The following is a 14834-nucleotide window of genomic DNA, read 5'->3' as shown; positions in this document are numbered from 1 at the left end:
TCTAAATTATAAACACTTATATAATTTTTAAATTTCTATATGTAAAAATGGGGACTAAGTCTTAAACTTAATCCCCTAAACTATTATACTAATTCAAGTATAACAACTTCTGCTCCGTCCCCTCTTCTTGGACCTTTTTTGTACATTCTAGTGTATCCACCATTTCTTTCTGCGTACTTTGGAGCTACATTTTCAAATAGGTTTTGAACTACTTCTTCCTCGTGAACAAAAGCTAAAACTTGTCTTCTAGCGTGAAGATCACCTCTTTTTGCTAAAGTAATCATCTTTTCAGCTAATTTTCTAGTTTCCTTTGCTCTTGTTTCAGTTGTTTCGATTTTACCATGCTTTAAAAAGCTTGTAACAAGGCTTCTTAGCATAGCTCTTCTTTGGTCAGTAGGACGACCTAACTTACGATAACCTGCCATGTGGATTTACCTCCTTACTCATCGTTTAGTCTTAATCCTAAGCCTAATTCCTTAAGCTTTCTTTCGACTTCCTCTAAAGATTTCTTTCCTAGATTTCTTACTTTCATCATGTCATCCATTGACTTTCCAGCAAGTTCTTGAACTGTATTTATACCAGCTCTCTTTAAACAGTTATATGATCTAACTGATAAATCCAACTCTTCTACAGTCATTTCTAGTACTTTTTCTTTTTTGTCTTCTTCTTTTTCTATCATAATCTCTACATCATTAGTACTATCTCCTAATGACATAAATAATTTAAAATGTTCTATAAGAATTTTTGCTGATAAGCTTATAGCTTCATCAATCTTTATAGTTCCATTAGTCCAGATTTCTAAAGTTAACTTATCATAATCAGTAATTTGACCTACTCTAGTATTTTCTACTGTAAAGTTAACTCTTTTTACTGGTGTATATATTGAATCAACTGCTATAGATGATAATGGAAGTTCATCACTCTTATTTTTATTTTGAGTAACATATCCTCTACCTCTATTAACTGTTATTTCCATATATAACTTACCATTATCGTCTAATGTTGCAATATGTAGGTCCTTACTTACAACTTCAACATCTCCATCAGTCTTTATATCTGCACCTGTAACTACTCCTGGTCCTTGAGCATCTATATAGATAGTCTTTGGACCTTCACCATTCATTGTTAATGCTAAAGATTTAATGTTTAAGATTATTTCTGTAACATCTTCCTTAACACCTTGCACAGTAGAGAATTCATGTAATACTCCATCAATCTTAACTGAAGTTGGAGCAATACCTGGAAGTGATGATAATAATATTCTTCTTAGAGCATTTCCAAGAGTAATACCATATCCTCTTTCTAATGGTTCAACTACGTACTTACCGTAAGTACCATCTTCATTCGCTTCTATACATTCTATTATTGGCTTTTCTATTTCTAACATGTACAAACCCTCCTTATATTTAAAATGGCAACCTTATTCTGAGGGCAACTGATTCTATATTTGTATTGTAAGATAAATCTTAACAATACAAATAATAGCTTATTACTTGCTGTATAACTCAACAATAAGAGTTTCGTTAACTGGAACGTCTATATCTTCTCTTGCTGGTACAGCAACTACTTTACCTTCATAGTTTTCAACATTAGCTTCTAACCATTTTGGTAATGTCTTTGGATTTTCAACAAAAGTCTTGAACTTTTCAGTTCCTCTGCTTTTTTCACATACTGATATTACATCATTAACAGAAACTTTGTATGAAGGAATGTCAACTTTCTTACCATTTACTAAGAAATGACCATGAGTAACTAATTGTCTAGCTTCATTTCTTGAAGCACCATATCCTAGTCTGTAAACAACGTTATCTAATCTCATTTCTAATAACATAAGTAAGTTTTCACCAGTGATACCCTTCATGTGATCAGCCTTTTCATAGTAAGTTCTGAATTGACCTTCTAACACTCCGTATATTCTTCTAGCTTTTTGCTTTTCTCTTAATTGTACTCCATAGTTAGACATTTTCTTCTTAGCTGCTCCATGTTGTCCTGGTGCATAGCTTCTTCTAACAAAAGCACATTTATCTGTATAACATCTATCCCCTTTAAGGAATAATTTCATACCTTCTCTTCTACATAATCTACATGTAGCTCCAGTATATCTTGCCATTAATTACACCTCCTGTATGAATACTAGACTCTTCTTCTCTTCGGTGGTCTACATCCGTTGTGTGGAATTGGAGTAACATCTTTAATTAAAGTTACTTCTAATCCAGCTGCTTGTAAAGATCTTATAGCTGCTTCTCTACCAGCACCTGGTCCCTTTACGTATACTTCTATACTTTTTAATCCGTGTTCCATAGCTGCTTTAGCTGCTGTTTCAGCTGCCATTTGCGCTGCAAATGGAGTGCTTTTTCTTGATCCTCTAAAACCTAGAGCTCCTGCACTTGACCATGATAAAGCATTTCCTGCCGCATCAGTTAAAGTAACTATTGAGTTATTGAAAGTTGACTTGATGTGTGCAGCACCATGCTCAACATTCTTTCTTTCTTTTCTTCTTCTAGTCTTTTTGACTTTTTGAGCTGCCATCGAATTCCCTCCTCACTACTTCTTCTTATTTGCGATAGTTTTCTTTGGACCTTTTCTAGTTCTTGCGTTAGTTTTAGTCTTTTGACCTCTAACTGGAAGACCTTTTCTATGTCTTATTCCTCTGTAACATCCAATTTCTACTAATCTTTTAATATTTAAAGCAACTTCTCTTCTTAAGTCACCTTCAATTGTTAAAGTCTTTACGTAGTTTCTGATTTCTGTTACTTCTTCTTCAGTAAGATCCTTAACTCTTGTGTCTGGATTAACTCCAGTAGCTGCTAAAATCTTATGTGAAGTAGAAAGTCCTATACCGTATATATATGTTAGACCTATTTCAACTCTTTTTTCTCTTGGTAGGTCTACTCCTGAAATTCTTGCCATTAAAACTTACACCTCCTGATAATTGAAATGCATATAAGTTATTTATATGTGTTTTATATAATAAAATCCTAGGTCGATAGAGTTTTTACTCTATCGTCAGCCGTACCTAAAACTTATTTACTTAATTAAAATGCCTATATAATCATATTTGACTTTAATATAAAAGTCAATAAAATTTATATAGTAAAATAATACTTTTTTTGCCTAATACTAATTATATTAGCCTTGTTTTTGCTTGTGCTTAGGATTTTCACAGATTACCATTACTCTTCCTTTTCTTCTTATAATCTTGCACTTTTCGCAAATAGGCTTAACTGATGGTCTTACTTTCATCGCTAACCCTCCTTGTAATATTCACGATTAGTAATCTCTTACTATTTCTATTTAGCTCTCCATGTTATTCTACCTCTTGTTAAATCATATGGAGAAAGTTCAATTGTTACTTTATCTCCTGGTAGAATTCTTATGAAGTTCATTCTTAATTTACCTGATATATGTGCTAGAATCTTATGACCGCTTTCTAGTTCTACTTGGAACATAGCATTTGGTAATGATTCTAATACCGTACCTTGCATTTCTATAACGTCATCTTTTGACATAAGGTAATCAACCCTCCTTAACAATGCCTTTAAGTTTTAGAAATCTCTTGATCTTTAAATCAATATCTCTATCTTTTGATATGATTGATGCTTTAATCTCATCATCTACATATTCTAAAACACTCATATGCTTTAGCTTTTTTCTCTTAGGCAACTGAAATGTTTTAGTGCTTCCATTACTCAAGAAAACATAACCATCACTTACTTGGCTAACTATTACATATAAATGATTTTTATCTCTTCCTGCTTGTGAAAGAACTACCTTCCCAATTAAGTCATTGTTTTGCAAACTTTTCACCTCGATGATTACCTTAGCCATAAATCTACAAGCCACCTTTTGGTATCATGCGAATTTATAACTAAGCAACACTTATTTAACTAGTGTTAATATTTCGGGTCCATCTGGTAAAATTACAACAGTATTTTCGTAGTGTGCTGATAGACTTCCGTCACTAGTCACAACTGTCCAATCATCATTTAATGTCTTCACTTTATAAGTTCCAGCATTAACCATTGGCTCAATAGCAAGTGTCATACCTGCTACTAATTTTGGACCACGTCCTGGCTTACCAAAGTTTGGTACTTCGGGATCTTCGTGTACAACTCTACCTATACCGTGTCCTACGAAATCTCTTACTACAGAGAAACCTGAAGCTTCTACGTAGCTTTGTATTTCATGTGATATATCAGTAAGTCTGTTACCAACCTTTGCATTTTCAATTCCCTTAAAGAAACACTCTTCAGTTATCTTAATTAACTTCTTAGCTTCTTCAGATACTTCTCCAACTGCAAATGTTCTTGCGGCATCTCCATGAAAACCATTAAGACATGCTCCACAGTCTACGCTAATTATATCTCCATCTTTTAATACATAACCTCCTGGGATCCCATGAACTACTTGCTCGTTAACAGATATACATAGTGAAGCAGGAAAACCATACAAACCTTTAAAAGAAGGCTTTGCTCCATGCTTAGTTATAAATTCTTCTGCTATCCTGTCTAATTCAGCAGTAGTTATTCCTGGTCTTACTTTTTCTTCAACTAATAGTAATGTTTCAGCTACTATTTTACCTGCTGCTCTCATTAGGTCAATTTCTTTGTGGTTTTTGATAATTATCATTATTTACCACTCCCTAAGATATCACAGATACCTTCGAATACTTCGTTAATAGCTTTTGTACCATCTACAATTGAAAGTAAGTTTCTTTCTTTATAAAAATCAATCAGTGGTTGTGTTTGTCTCTCATACACATCTAATCTTTCTGATACAGTTTCTTCCGTATCATCTTTTCTTTGGATTACATCGCTTCCACAAACATCACATTTTCCTGCAATTTTTGTTGGATTAAATTTTATATGATAGCTAGCTCCACATGATGGACATACTCTTCTTCCTGTCATTCTTTCTAAAATGAAATCCATTGGTACTTCAATTAATAATGCAGTATCAATATTTTCATCATTTAAATTAAGGAAATCTTGAAGTGCTTCAGCTTGTGCAACTGTTCTAGGGAATCCATCTAATAGATATCCACCCTTGCAATCTTCTTCTTGTAGTCTGTCTTTTACCATATTAATAGTAACTTCATCTGGTACTAACTGACCCTTATCGATGTGTTTTTTAGCTTCTATTCCTAAAGGAGTATTTTCAGAAATATTCTTTCTAAATATATCTCCTGTAGAAATATGTGGTATTGAGTATCTATTACTAATTGATTTTGCCTGTGTTCCCTTTCCTGCTCCAGGAGGACCTAATAATACTATCTTCACGGGCATCATCTCCAATTATTAATCTATTTTAAGAACCCTTGATAATGTCTCATTACTAACTGTGAATCAAGTTGTCTTGAAAAATCAAGGCCAACTCCAACCATGATTAGTAGTGAAGTACCACCAAATTGAATTCCTTGCAGAGAAGTATTTGACATTAGTATTGGTAGTACTGCAAGAATTGCTGCAAATATACCACCAACTAAGGAAACTCTTGTAAGTACCTTTTCAAAATACTTTTCTGTAGCTTCTCCTGGTCTTACTCCGGGTACAAAACCTGCTGATTTATGCAGATTTTCTGCCATTTCATCAGGCTTAAATGTAATTTGTGTATAGAACCAAGTAAAGAATATTGTTAATATTGAGTAAAATACAGGATACATCCATGTCTTCTCATTAAAAATACTATATTTACTTGTAGTTATCCATACAGCCCAGTTATGATCAGGGAAGAATGTTGCAATTGTTCTTGGAAACATCATAACTGACATAGCAAATATTATTGCTATTACTGCTGATCCAATTATGCTTAAAGGTATATGAGTAGATTGACCTTTCATAACCTTGTTTCCAACTGCTTTTCCAGCATATTGTACTGGTATTCTTCTTTCTGCTAATGAGAAGAATATTACACCTGCTAACATTAAGATTGCAAAAATTACAAACAAAGTAATTTCTACTATAGTAATTTTCCCTTGATCTTTTAATGTAAATAATGACATTAAAGTCATAGGTAACTGAGATACTATGTTAACAAAGATTAGTATAGAAATTCCATTTCCAAAACCCTTTGTTGTTATTTGATCTCCAAGCCACATACAGAATGTTGAACCTGCTACTAATGCTACAATAACAACTAATATTTCAGTTGCTTTCATACCTGATGCTGCACCAATTGATGCTACCATTGTATAAGTTCCAAAGGCAAGAACACATCCAATAAATATTGAAACTATTCTTGTTATCTTTTGAATCTTCTTTCTACCTTCTTCACCTTCCTTAGAAAGTTGTTCTAAAGATGGTATAGCAATTGTTAATAATTGCATAATGATAGAAGCATTAATATATGGTGTTACACTTAAAGCAAATATACTAAATTTACTAAAAGCTCCTCCTGATAATAGATCATAAAAACCAAATAAAGTGTTACCACCTGTTAAGTTTTGCAAATGGTGAGTGCTAATTCCAGGAACAGGAATATGTGTTCCCATCCTGAAAATTGCTACTAGGAATAATGTCCATAAAAATCTTCTTTTTAACTCAGGAACCTTCCAGGCATTACGTAGGGTTGATAGCATACTAAATCACCTCAACTTTTCCTCCAGCTGCTTCTATCTTTTCAGCCGCTGATTTTGAGAACTTACATCCTTTAACAGTTAGGCTCTTATCTAATGTACCATTTCCTAAAATCTTAACACCATCCATTAATTTACTTACAACTCTTGTTTCAAGTAAAACTTCTGGTGTAACTTCAGTTCCGTTTTCAAAGATGTTTAATCTATCAACGTTAATGCTAACATATTTCTTAGCAAATATATTTGTGAATCCTCTCTTAGGAAGTCTTCTATATAGTGGCATTTGACCCCCTTCAAATCCTGGTCTTACTCCACCGCCTGATCTTGAGTTTTGGCCTTTTTCACCTTTACCGGCGTTTCTACCTAAACCTGAACCAGTACCTCTACCAACTCTCTTAGGAGCTTTTTTACTTCCTGCTGCTGGTTTTAATTCATGAAGTTTCATTACTCAATGCACCTCCTCTGTATTAAACTTCTTCTACTTTTAGTAGATAGTCAACTTTATTAATCATTCCTCTGATTTGAGGAGTTTCTTGATGTTCTACTGTCTTACCGATTTTTCTTAGTCCAAGGGCATGTGCAGTAGCAATATGGTCTTTCTTTCTACCAATTAAGCTCTTTACTAAAGTAACTTTAATGTTTGCCATTGCTATCCCTCCTAACCTAAAATCTCTTCAACAGATTTTCCTCTTAATTTAGCTATATCTTCAGCTGTTCTTAAGTTTGCTAATCCATTGATTGTTGCATTTACCATGTTTTTAGGATTGTTTGAACCTAATGACTTAGCTCTAACATCCTTTAATCCTGCTAATTCTAATACAGATCTTGCTGGACCTCCAGCGATAACTCCTGTACCTTCTTTAGCTGGCATTATAAGAACCTTACCAGTTCCAAATTTACCGTATATTTGATGAGGAACAGTTGTTCCAACTATTGAAACACTTACTAAATGTTTCTTAGCGTCTTCTATTCCTTTTTTAATTGCTTCAGGGATTTCTATTGACTTACCCATTCCTACGCCTACGTGTCCGTTTTCGTCACCTACAACTACTAAAGCGCTGAATCTGAAGTTTCTACCACCCTTAACAACCTTAGTTACTCTGTTTATAAAAACAACCTTTTCCTTAAGGTCTAGTGTGCTAGGATCGATTCTCATGTATTTCCCTCCTTGTTTATTAGAATTTTAAGCCTGCTTCTCTAGCAGCTTCAGCTAAAGTTTGGACTCTTCCATGATATACATATCCACCTCTATCGAATACTACATCAGAAATTCCTTTTTCTAAAGCTTTTTTAGCAACTAATTCACCTACTAATTTAGCTGCTTCTTTATTTCCGCCTGCTTGTGCAGTAAAGTCTTTGTCTAAGCTTGAAGCTGAAACTAAAGTTACTGCATTAACATCATCTATAATTTGAGCATATATATTCTTTTCACTTCTATATACTGAAAGTCTAGGTCTCTCAGGAGTACCAGAAATTTTCTTACGTACTCTAAGGTGACGTCTTTCTCTACTAGCTTTTCTGTCTACCTTCTTGAACATAAAAGGTTCACTCCTTTCTATTATTTCTTACCAGTTTTACCTTCTTTACGTCTGATTACTTCGTTATCATACTTAATTCCCTTACCCTTATATGGTTCAGGTTTTCTCCATGATCTTATATCAGCCGCAGCTGCTCCAACCTTTTCCTTATCGATACCCTTAACAACAACTTTAGTTGCTGCTGGAGTTTCGAAAGTAACACCCTCGATTGGCTCTATTTCAACTGGATGTGAATATCCTAAGTTCATTACAAGTTTTTTACCTTGTAATTGAGCTCTATAACCAACGCCTATTAATTCTAGATTCTTTTCAAATCCTTTTTCAACTCCGATGATCATGTTGTTGATTAATGCTCTAGTTAATCCGTGAAGAGCTCTGTGCTCTTTTTGATCACTAGGTCTAGTAACAACAACTTGGTTGTCTTCAACTGCTATATTCATGTCTGTACTCATAGCTTTAACAAGTTCGCCCTTTGGACCCTTAACTGTAACAACATTTTCTGCTGAAACAGTTACAGTTACGCCTGCAGGTATAGCTATCGGTAATCTACCTACTCTTGACATAATCGCACCTCCTGTTTTACTTGTTCGTGTATATATGTTAATTCTAGTTACTTTCTAATTTGGAACTACCAAACGTAGCAAACTACTTCTCCGCCTAATCCAGCTTTTCTAGCTTCTCTATCAACTAATAATCCTTTAGAAGTTGATATTACAGCGATTCCTAATCCACTTAAAACCTTTGGTATTTCGTCTTTTTTGCAGTAAACTCTTAATCCTGGCTTAGATATTCTCTTTATACCAGTTATAACTCTTTCTTTATTTGAACCATACTTAAGAGATACTCTTAACATTGGAACAACACCATCGTTGTATTCCTCTATTTCCTTAATATATCCCTCTTTTAATAATATATCTGCAACAGCCTTCTTCATGTTTGATGAAGGAATTTCTACTACTTCATGTCTTACAGCGTTTGCGTTTCTTATACGTGTTAGCAAATCTGCGATAGGATCTGTCATAACCATTTAATGTGCCTCCTTTCACTACATCAGTTTTTTACCAGCTTGCTTTCTTACAACCAGGGATTTGACCCTTGTAAGCAAGTTCTCTAAAGCATATACGGCAAATACCAAACTTCTTTAGTACTGAATGTGGTCTTCCACATATTCTGCATCTTGTATAAGCTCTTGTTGTATATTTAGGTTCTTTTTTCCACTTTTCAATAATAGCCTTACGTGCCACGGTTTTCCCTCCTTATTATTGAGCAAATGGCATTCCAAGGAATCTTAATAATTCTCTTGCTTCTTCGTCAGTATTTGCTGATGTAACGAAGATGATATCCATTCCTCTAACCTTATCGATTTTATCGTATTCAATTTCTGGGAATATTAATTGCTCTTTAACTCCTAAAGAGTAGTTTCCTCTACCATCAAAAGCCTTGCTTGAAACTCCTCTGAAATCTCTAACTCTTGGAAGAGCAATTGACATTAGCTTATCAGCAAATTCATACATATTTGCTTTTCTTAATGTAACCTTACATCCTAAAGCCATATTTTCTCTAATCTTAAAGTTAGCAACTGATTTCTTTGCTCTTGTTAAGATTGGTTTTTGACCTGCAATTATAGTTAAATCGTTAACTGCAGCTTCTAATATTTTTTGATTATCCTTAGCTTCTCCAACACCCATGTTGATGACAATTTTCTCAAGCTTTGGAACTTCCATAATGTTTTTATATCCGAACTTTTCGATCATAGCTTGAACTACTTCTTTTTCATACTTCTCTTGAAGTCTTGTTGTCATAATAAGTACCTCCTTTCAGATTCTAGAATGTTTCTCCACACTTCTTACAAACTCTTACCTTAGAACCATCTTCTAAGATCTTGTTGCTAATTCTTGTAGCATTTTTGCATTTTGTGCAGTATAACATAACTTTTGAGCTATATATAGCTCCTTCTCTTTCTATTATGCCACCTTGAGCATTAGCTCTGTTTGGCTTTTGGTGCTTTTTAACTATGTTAACTCCTTGAACAATAACTTTTCCTGTCTTAGGACTTACTTTTAAAACTTCACCAGTTTTTCCTTTATCTTTACCTGAAACAACTACAACTGTGTCGTTCTTTCTAACGTGTACCTTCAAATGAGACACCTCCTCTATTATAGAACTTCAGGTGCTAATGATAATATCTTGTTAAATTCGTTATCTCTTAGCTCCCTAGCAACTGGTCCGAAGATACGAGTTCCTCTTGGTTGCTTATCATCCTTTATAATAACAGCTGCGTTTTCATCAAACTTAATGTATGAACCGTCAGCTCTTCTTAATCCTCTAACTGATCTAACTATAACAGCCTTTACTACGTCTCCTTTTTTAACAACTCCGCCTGGTGTTGCACTTTTAACGCTAGCAACTATTACATCTCCAATGTTACCGAACTTTCTTTTTGATCCGCCTAAAACTCTGATACACATTATTTCTTTAGCACCTGAGTTGTCTGCTACCTTTAGTAAGGTTTGTTGTTGTATCATTGAATTACCCTCCTTTCAGTCTTAAAGCCTATTTAGCTTTTTCAACTACTTCAACAAGTCTCCATCTCTTATCCTTAGATAATGGTCTAGTTTCCATAATTAAAACTCTATCATTCATTTTAGCTTCATTGTTTTCATCATGAGCCTTAAACTTAGTTGTTCTGTTTACAGTCTTACCATATAATGGATGTCTTACCTTTGTTTCAACTGCAACAACAATAGTTTTTTCCATTTTATCTGAAACAACTCTACCTATTTTTTTCTTTCTTAATCCTCTTTCCATTAAGAGTTACCTCCTTTCAGATTTACTGCTCGAAAGCCCTGATCTCTTCTTCTCTTAAGATGGTTTTGATTTGGGCTATAGATTTTTTAACTTCTCTTATTCTCATAGGATTTTCTAATTGGCCTGTAGCTAATTGGAATCTTAAGTTGAATAATTCAGCCTTAAGGTCATTTAGCTTAACCTTTAAATCTTGAGGATCATTTGCTCTTAATTCTTTTAATTCTCTAGCCTTCATTATTCTTCACCACCCATTTCCTCAAAATCTCTTCTTGTAACGAATTTACACTTTACAGGAAGCTTGTGTGATGCAAGTCTCATAGCTTCTCTTGCAACTTCTTCGTTAACTCCTGATAATTCGAATAACACTCTACCAGGCTTAACTACTGCAACCCAATATTCTGGTGAACCTTTACCTGAACCCATTCTTGTTTCAGCTGGTTTTTCAGTAACTGGCTTATCTGGGAAAATCTTTATCCAAAGTTTTCCTCCTCTTCTGATATATCTGTTTATAGCAATTCTGGCAGACTCTATTTGATTACTAGTAATCCAACCACAAGTAGTAGCTTGAATACCGTAATCTCCGTATGCAAGGAAATTACCTCTTGTAGCTTTTCCTTTCATTCTACCACGTTGTACCTTACGATGCTTAACTCTTTTAGGCATTAACATGATTAATTCCTCCTTTCTTACGCGTTAACTTCTTCCTTCTTTTCAACTTTTTTAGTTGGAAGAACTTCTCCATTATAAACCCAAACCTTTACGCCGATCTTTCCGTAAGTAGTATCAGCTTCAGCAAATCCATAATCGATATCTGCTCTTAAAGTTTGTAGTGGAATTGTTCCTTCATGATATTGTTCAGTTCTAGCTATTTCAGCTCCACCTAATCTACCTGAGCAAGCAGTTTTAACACCCTTAGCTCCAAGTCTCATTCCTCTTTGAATGCTTTGCTTCATAGCTCTTCTGAATGATACTCTCTTTTCTAATTGTGCAGCAATGTTTTCTGCCATTAATTGAGCATCTGCTTCAGCATTTTTAACTTCAACGATGTTTATTAGTAAGTTTTTGTTTGAAACTATCTTAGCTAATTTAACCTTTAAAGCTTCTATTCCTGATCCACCTTTTCCGATGATAACACCAGGTTTAGCAGTGTGTATATTTAATTTAATTCTTTTAGCAGCTCTTTCTATTTCAATTCTTGAAATACCAGCTGAGAAAAGTTCTTTCTTTACGAATTCTCTGATTTTGTTATCTTCGATAAGGTTATCTGCAAAGTTCTTCTTTGAAGCATACCACTTAGCATCCCAATCCTTGATAACTCCTACTCTAAGTCCGTGAGGATGTACTTTTTGACCCACTTGTTTTCCCTCCTTCTTTCTAAGCTCTTTCTTTAACTACAAGTGTTATATGACTTGTTCTCTTGTTAATTCTGAACGCTCTTCCTTGTGCATGAGGTCTGAATCTCTTAAGAGTTGGACCTGCACCTACAAATGCTTCTGAAACATATAAAGTTTCTAAGTTCATTTCGTGATTGTTTTCAGCATTAGCAACAGCTGATTTTAAAACTTTATTTATAACTACTGCTGCATCTTTTGGAGTATATTGTAAAATAGCAAAAGCCTCTTGAATATTTTTTCCTCTTATTAAATCAAGAACTACTCCTACTTTCATTGGAGACATTCTCACATATTTAGCTATAGCTCTAGCTTCCATTTATGTTCCTCCTTTCCGGATTACTTTCTTTTTCTTGACGCTTTTTCGTCGTAATCGTGTCCTCTGTAAGTTCTTGTTAAAGCGAACTCACCAAGTTTTTGTCCTACCATATCTTCAGTTATGAAAACTGGTACATGTTTTCTACCATCATGAACAGCGATTGTATGACCTATCATTTGTGGGAAGATAGTTGAACTTCTTGACCAAGTCTTAACAACCTTCTTTTCTCCACTAGCATTCATTTCTTCGATTTTCTTTAAAAGTCCTTCGTGTACGAAAGGTCCTTTCTTTGTTGATCTACTCACTATAATTTGCCTCCCTTCATAATCTCTAGGCTGACAAGCCATGAAGAGAACTTTAGATTCTCTTCATACTACTTATCGTTTCTTCTCTTTATTATGAATCTATCTGAATACTTCTTGTTCTTTCTTGTCTTGTATCCAAGTGCTGGTTTACCCCATGGAGTAACTGGACTTGGTCTACCGATTGGTGATCTACCTTCACCACCACCATGAGGGTGATCGCAAGGGTTCATTACAGAACCTCTAACTGTAGGTCTCCATCCCATATGTCTCTTTCTACCAGCTTTACCAATATTGATGATATCGTTAGTAGTGTTTGATACAGTACCGATTGTAGCTCTACATTCGATTCTTACATATCTCATTTCACCTGAAGGTAATCTTAATGTTGCATAGTTACCTTCTTTAGCCATTAATTGAGCTGTTGTTCCAGCTGATCTTACCATTTGAGCTCCCTTACCTGCTTGTAACTCAATGTTATGAACAAAAGTACCTACTGGTATGTTTCTTAATGGAAGAGCATTTCCTGGTTTTATATCTGAATCAGCTCCTGAAACTATAACATCTCCAACTTTTAATCCTACTGGAGCAATTATATATCTCTTTTCACCATCAGCATATACTACTAATGCAATGTATGCTGTTCTATTTGGATCATATTCTATAGTAGCAACTTTTGCTGGAATACCATCCTTATTTCTCTTGAAATCTATTATTCTATATTTTCTCTTAGCGCCACCACCATGGTGTCTAACAGTTATTTTACCTTGAGCATTTCTACCACCAGTCTTGCTTAATGATACAAGAAGTGATTTCTCAGGTGAGTTAGTAGTTACTTCTTCAAAAGTAGCCATTGTCATTTCTCTTCTTGATGGGGTAGTTGGTCTAAACTTTTTAACTGCCATGTAAATTCCCTCCTTCTTTCAGCTTATCTGGTACTATTCATTAGTACCAATAGTGTGCTTTAATGTATTATTGCATTCCTTCGAAGAATTCAATATTCTTGCTATCTTGTGCTAATGTTATGATAGCTTTCTTGAAGTCAGCTCTCTTTCCTACATGTACGCCCATTCTCTTAGTTTTTCCCATAGTTCTTATTGTTTGAACTTTTTCAACTTTAACGCCGAAAACTTCTTCAACTGCTTTCTTTATTTGAACTTTGTTAGCATTCATATGAACTATGAAAGTGTACTTCTTTTCTGCCATAGCAGACATACTCTTTTCAGTGATAACAGGCTTTCTTATGATATCATAGCTTGTCATTATGCGTACACCTCCTCGATCTTTGATACAGCATCCTTAGTTATGATTAATTTTTCAAACTTTAATAAATCATAAACATTGATGTTGTTAACTGGCATTACTTCAACACCAGCAATGTTTCTTGCTGATTTGTAAACTGCTTCGTTTGACTCAGCTGTTATTACTAATGTTTTCTTTGCTTCAAAAGCTTTTAAAACAGCAATCATTTGCTTAGTTTTTGGAGCTTCAAAAGCTAAATTTTCTAGAACAACCATTTGTCCGTCTTGAACTTTGCTAGTTAAAGCTGACTTCATAGCTACTCTTCTCATGCTCTTTGGCACTGACATTCTATAATCTCTTGGCTTTGGTGCGAACACAATTCCACCTTTGATCCATTGTGGTGCTCTAATAGAACCTTGTCTTGCTCTACCAGTTCCCTTTTGTCTCCAAGGCTTAATTCCGCCTCCTCTAACCTCAGCTCTAGTCTTAGCTGATTGAGTTCCTTGTCTCTTGTTAGCTAATAAAGCAACAACCATTTGGTGCATTGCATCAGTATTAACTTCAACTCCGAACACATTATCATTTAATTGGATATCTCCAACTTGTTTTCCTTCTTGATTAAATAATCCTACTGTAGGCATTCTGTTTCCTCCTTTCTAC

The 14834-nt window shown here is 34.6% G+C and carries 30 protein-coding genes; all 30 read right to left on the bottom strand.

The window, feature by feature from the left end; translation table 11 throughout:
• Positions 1 to 83: 83 nt before the first annotated feature.
• The 30 genes from rplQ to rplD all read right to left on the bottom strand — a co-directional run bounded on the left by rplQ (position 84) and on the right by rplD (position 14815).
• On the bottom strand, positions 84 to 425 hold the full coding sequence (gene rplQ / locus ACYQ1T_RS07575; protein WP_459833557.1) for a 50S ribosomal protein L17: 342 nt from the start codon (positions 423 to 425) through the stop codon (positions 84 to 86).
• A gap of 14 nt (positions 426 to 439) precedes the next feature.
• Positions 440 to 1387, bottom strand: coding sequence for a DNA-directed RNA polymerase subunit alpha (locus ACYQ1T_RS07570; RefSeq protein WP_459833555.1), 948 nt, complete (start codon positions 1385 to 1387; stop codon positions 440 to 442).
• Between the two features lie 102 nt (positions 1388 to 1489).
• Entirely contained in the window at positions 1490 to 2110 is a 621-nt protein-coding gene (rpsD, locus tag ACYQ1T_RS07565; protein ID WP_459833552.1) for a 30S ribosomal protein S4, read from the bottom strand.
• A 23-nt stretch (positions 2111 to 2133) separates the two neighbouring features.
• Positions 2134 to 2529 (bottom strand): 30S ribosomal protein S11, encoded by a 396-nt coding sequence (rpsK, locus tag ACYQ1T_RS07560; RefSeq protein WP_021876963.1) that lies wholly within the window; start codon positions 2527 to 2529, stop codon positions 2134 to 2136.
• A 15-nt stretch (positions 2530 to 2544) separates the two neighbouring features.
• The gene (gene rpsM, locus ACYQ1T_RS07555; RefSeq protein ID WP_459833548.1) at positions 2545 to 2910 is read right to left on the bottom strand and encodes a 30S ribosomal protein S13; all 366 of its coding nucleotides are present in this window, start codon (positions 2908 to 2910) and stop codon (positions 2545 to 2547) included.
• A gap of 219 nt (positions 2911 to 3129) precedes the next feature.
• On the bottom strand, positions 3130 to 3243 hold the full coding sequence (gene rpmJ, locus ACYQ1T_RS07550) for a 50S ribosomal protein L36 (protein WP_003448032.1): 114 nt from the start codon (positions 3241 to 3243) through the stop codon (positions 3130 to 3132).
• A 47-nt stretch (positions 3244 to 3290) separates the two neighbouring features.
• A complete protein-coding gene (gene infA / locus ACYQ1T_RS07545; protein ID WP_008681165.1) occupies positions 3291 to 3509 on the bottom strand; it encodes a translation initiation factor IF-1 in 219 nt (72 codons plus the stop codon).
• Between the two features lie 7 nt (positions 3510 to 3516).
• Positions 3517 to 3828, bottom strand: a complete 312-nt coding sequence (locus ACYQ1T_RS07540; RefSeq protein ID WP_459833544.1) for a hypothetical protein — start codon at positions 3826 to 3828, stop codon at positions 3517 to 3519.
• Between the two features lie 51 nt (positions 3829 to 3879).
• Positions 3880 to 4629: a type I methionyl aminopeptidase gene (gene map, locus ACYQ1T_RS07535; protein WP_459833542.1), complete on the bottom strand. Its 750-nt coding sequence runs from the start codon at positions 4627 to 4629 to the stop codon at positions 3880 to 3882.
• Positions 4629 to 5279, bottom strand: coding sequence for an adenylate kinase (locus tag ACYQ1T_RS07530; RefSeq protein ID WP_459833540.1), 651 nt, complete (start codon positions 5277 to 5279; stop codon positions 4629 to 4631). The genes map and ACYQ1T_RS07530 overlap by 1 nt, the downstream gene beginning before the upstream one ends.
• 23 nt (positions 5280 to 5302) lie before the next feature.
• Positions 5303 to 6577, bottom strand: a complete 1275-nt coding sequence (gene secY / locus ACYQ1T_RS07525) for a preprotein translocase subunit SecY (RefSeq protein WP_459833538.1) — start codon at positions 6575 to 6577, stop codon at positions 5303 to 5305.
• 1 nt (position 6578) lies between these two features.
• On the bottom strand, positions 6579 to 7019 hold the full coding sequence (gene rplO / locus ACYQ1T_RS07520; protein WP_459833535.1) for a 50S ribosomal protein L15: 441 nt from the start codon (positions 7017 to 7019) through the stop codon (positions 6579 to 6581).
• 22 nt (positions 7020 to 7041) lie between these two features.
• Positions 7042 to 7221, bottom strand: coding sequence for a 50S ribosomal protein L30 (gene rpmD / locus ACYQ1T_RS07515; protein WP_459833533.1), 180 nt, complete (start codon positions 7219 to 7221; stop codon positions 7042 to 7044).
• A gap of 11 nt (positions 7222 to 7232) precedes the next feature.
• Positions 7233 to 7730 carry a 30S ribosomal protein S5 gene (gene rpsE / locus ACYQ1T_RS07510; protein ID WP_459833531.1) on the bottom strand — a complete coding sequence of 166 codons (498 nt, stop codon included), beginning with the start codon at positions 7728 to 7730 and terminating at the stop codon, positions 7233 to 7235.
• Positions 7731 to 7749: 19 nt separating this feature from the next.
• Positions 7750 to 8112, bottom strand: coding sequence for a 50S ribosomal protein L18 (gene rplR / locus ACYQ1T_RS07505; RefSeq protein ID WP_459833528.1), 363 nt, complete (start codon positions 8110 to 8112; stop codon positions 7750 to 7752).
• Positions 8113 to 8132: 20 nt separating this feature from the next.
• Positions 8133 to 8675 carry a 50S ribosomal protein L6 gene (gene rplF / locus ACYQ1T_RS07500; RefSeq protein WP_459833526.1) on the bottom strand — a complete coding sequence of 181 codons (543 nt, stop codon included), beginning with the start codon at positions 8673 to 8675 and terminating at the stop codon, positions 8133 to 8135.
• Positions 8676 to 8740: 65 nt separating this feature from the next.
• The gene (rpsH, locus tag ACYQ1T_RS07495) at positions 8741 to 9139 is read right to left on the bottom strand and encodes a 30S ribosomal protein S8 (protein ID WP_459833523.1); all 399 of its coding nucleotides are present in this window, start codon (positions 9137 to 9139) and stop codon (positions 8741 to 8743) included.
• Between the two features lie 31 nt (positions 9140 to 9170).
• On the bottom strand, positions 9171 to 9356 hold the full coding sequence (locus tag ACYQ1T_RS07490; RefSeq protein WP_459833520.1) for a type Z 30S ribosomal protein S14: 186 nt from the start codon (positions 9354 to 9356) through the stop codon (positions 9171 to 9173).
• Positions 9357 to 9371: 15 nt separating this feature from the next.
• Positions 9372 to 9914: a 50S ribosomal protein L5 gene (rplE, locus tag ACYQ1T_RS07485; protein ID WP_459833518.1), complete on the bottom strand. Its 543-nt coding sequence runs from the start codon at positions 9912 to 9914 to the stop codon at positions 9372 to 9374.
• Between the two features lie 22 nt (positions 9915 to 9936).
• Positions 9937 to 10251 (bottom strand): 50S ribosomal protein L24, encoded by a 315-nt coding sequence (rplX, locus tag ACYQ1T_RS07480; protein ID WP_459833515.1) that lies wholly within the window; start codon positions 10249 to 10251, stop codon positions 9937 to 9939.
• 17 nt (positions 10252 to 10268) lie between these two features.
• Complete coding sequence (gene rplN / locus ACYQ1T_RS07475; protein ID WP_008681183.1) at positions 10269 to 10637, bottom strand: 50S ribosomal protein L14; 369 nt, start codon at positions 10635 to 10637, stop codon at positions 10269 to 10271.
• 28 nt (positions 10638 to 10665) lie between these two features.
• Entirely contained in the window at positions 10666 to 10920 is a 255-nt protein-coding gene (gene rpsQ, locus ACYQ1T_RS07470; RefSeq protein ID WP_459833513.1) for a 30S ribosomal protein S17, read from the bottom strand.
• A gap of 22 nt (positions 10921 to 10942) precedes the next feature.
• Positions 10943 to 11155: a 50S ribosomal protein L29 gene (rpmC, locus tag ACYQ1T_RS07465; protein ID WP_459833510.1), complete on the bottom strand. Its 213-nt coding sequence runs from the start codon at positions 11153 to 11155 to the stop codon at positions 10943 to 10945.
• Positions 11155 to 11589: a 50S ribosomal protein L16 gene (rplP, locus tag ACYQ1T_RS07460; protein ID WP_066678360.1), complete on the bottom strand. Its 435-nt coding sequence runs from the start codon at positions 11587 to 11589 to the stop codon at positions 11155 to 11157. Before rplP ends, rpmC begins: the two co-directional genes overlap by 1 nt.
• Positions 11590 to 11606: 17 nt before the next feature.
• Positions 11607 to 12275, bottom strand: coding sequence for a 30S ribosomal protein S3 (gene rpsC, locus ACYQ1T_RS07455; RefSeq protein ID WP_459833506.1), 669 nt, complete (start codon positions 12273 to 12275; stop codon positions 11607 to 11609).
• Positions 12276 to 12294: 19 nt separating this feature from the next.
• On the bottom strand, positions 12295 to 12630 hold the full coding sequence (rplV, locus tag ACYQ1T_RS07450) for a 50S ribosomal protein L22 (protein WP_459833503.1): 336 nt from the start codon (positions 12628 to 12630) through the stop codon (positions 12295 to 12297).
• 20 nt (positions 12631 to 12650) lie between these two features.
• Complete coding sequence (gene rpsS, locus ACYQ1T_RS07445) at positions 12651 to 12935, bottom strand: 30S ribosomal protein S19 (protein WP_021876943.1); 285 nt, start codon at positions 12933 to 12935, stop codon at positions 12651 to 12653.
• A 68-nt stretch (positions 12936 to 13003) separates the two neighbouring features.
• Entirely contained in the window at positions 13004 to 13837 is an 834-nt protein-coding gene (gene rplB / locus ACYQ1T_RS07440) for a 50S ribosomal protein L2 (RefSeq protein WP_459833500.1), read from the bottom strand.
• A gap of 67 nt (positions 13838 to 13904) precedes the next feature.
• Positions 13905 to 14195, bottom strand: a complete 291-nt coding sequence (gene rplW, locus ACYQ1T_RS07435; RefSeq protein WP_459833497.1) for a 50S ribosomal protein L23 — start codon at positions 14193 to 14195, stop codon at positions 13905 to 13907.
• Positions 14195 to 14815 carry a 50S ribosomal protein L4 gene (rplD, locus tag ACYQ1T_RS07430; RefSeq protein ID WP_459833494.1) on the bottom strand — a complete coding sequence of 207 codons (621 nt, stop codon included), beginning with the start codon at positions 14813 to 14815 and terminating at the stop codon, positions 14195 to 14197. The genes rplW and rplD overlap by 1 nt, the downstream gene beginning before the upstream one ends.
• Between the last annotated feature and the right edge of the window lie 19 nt (positions 14816 to 14834).

Source organism: Clostridium carnis, from assembly GCF_054657435.1.
The sequence above is the reverse complement of the archived record's forward strand: the minus strand, read 5'-3'. Positions and strand labels throughout refer to the sequence as shown.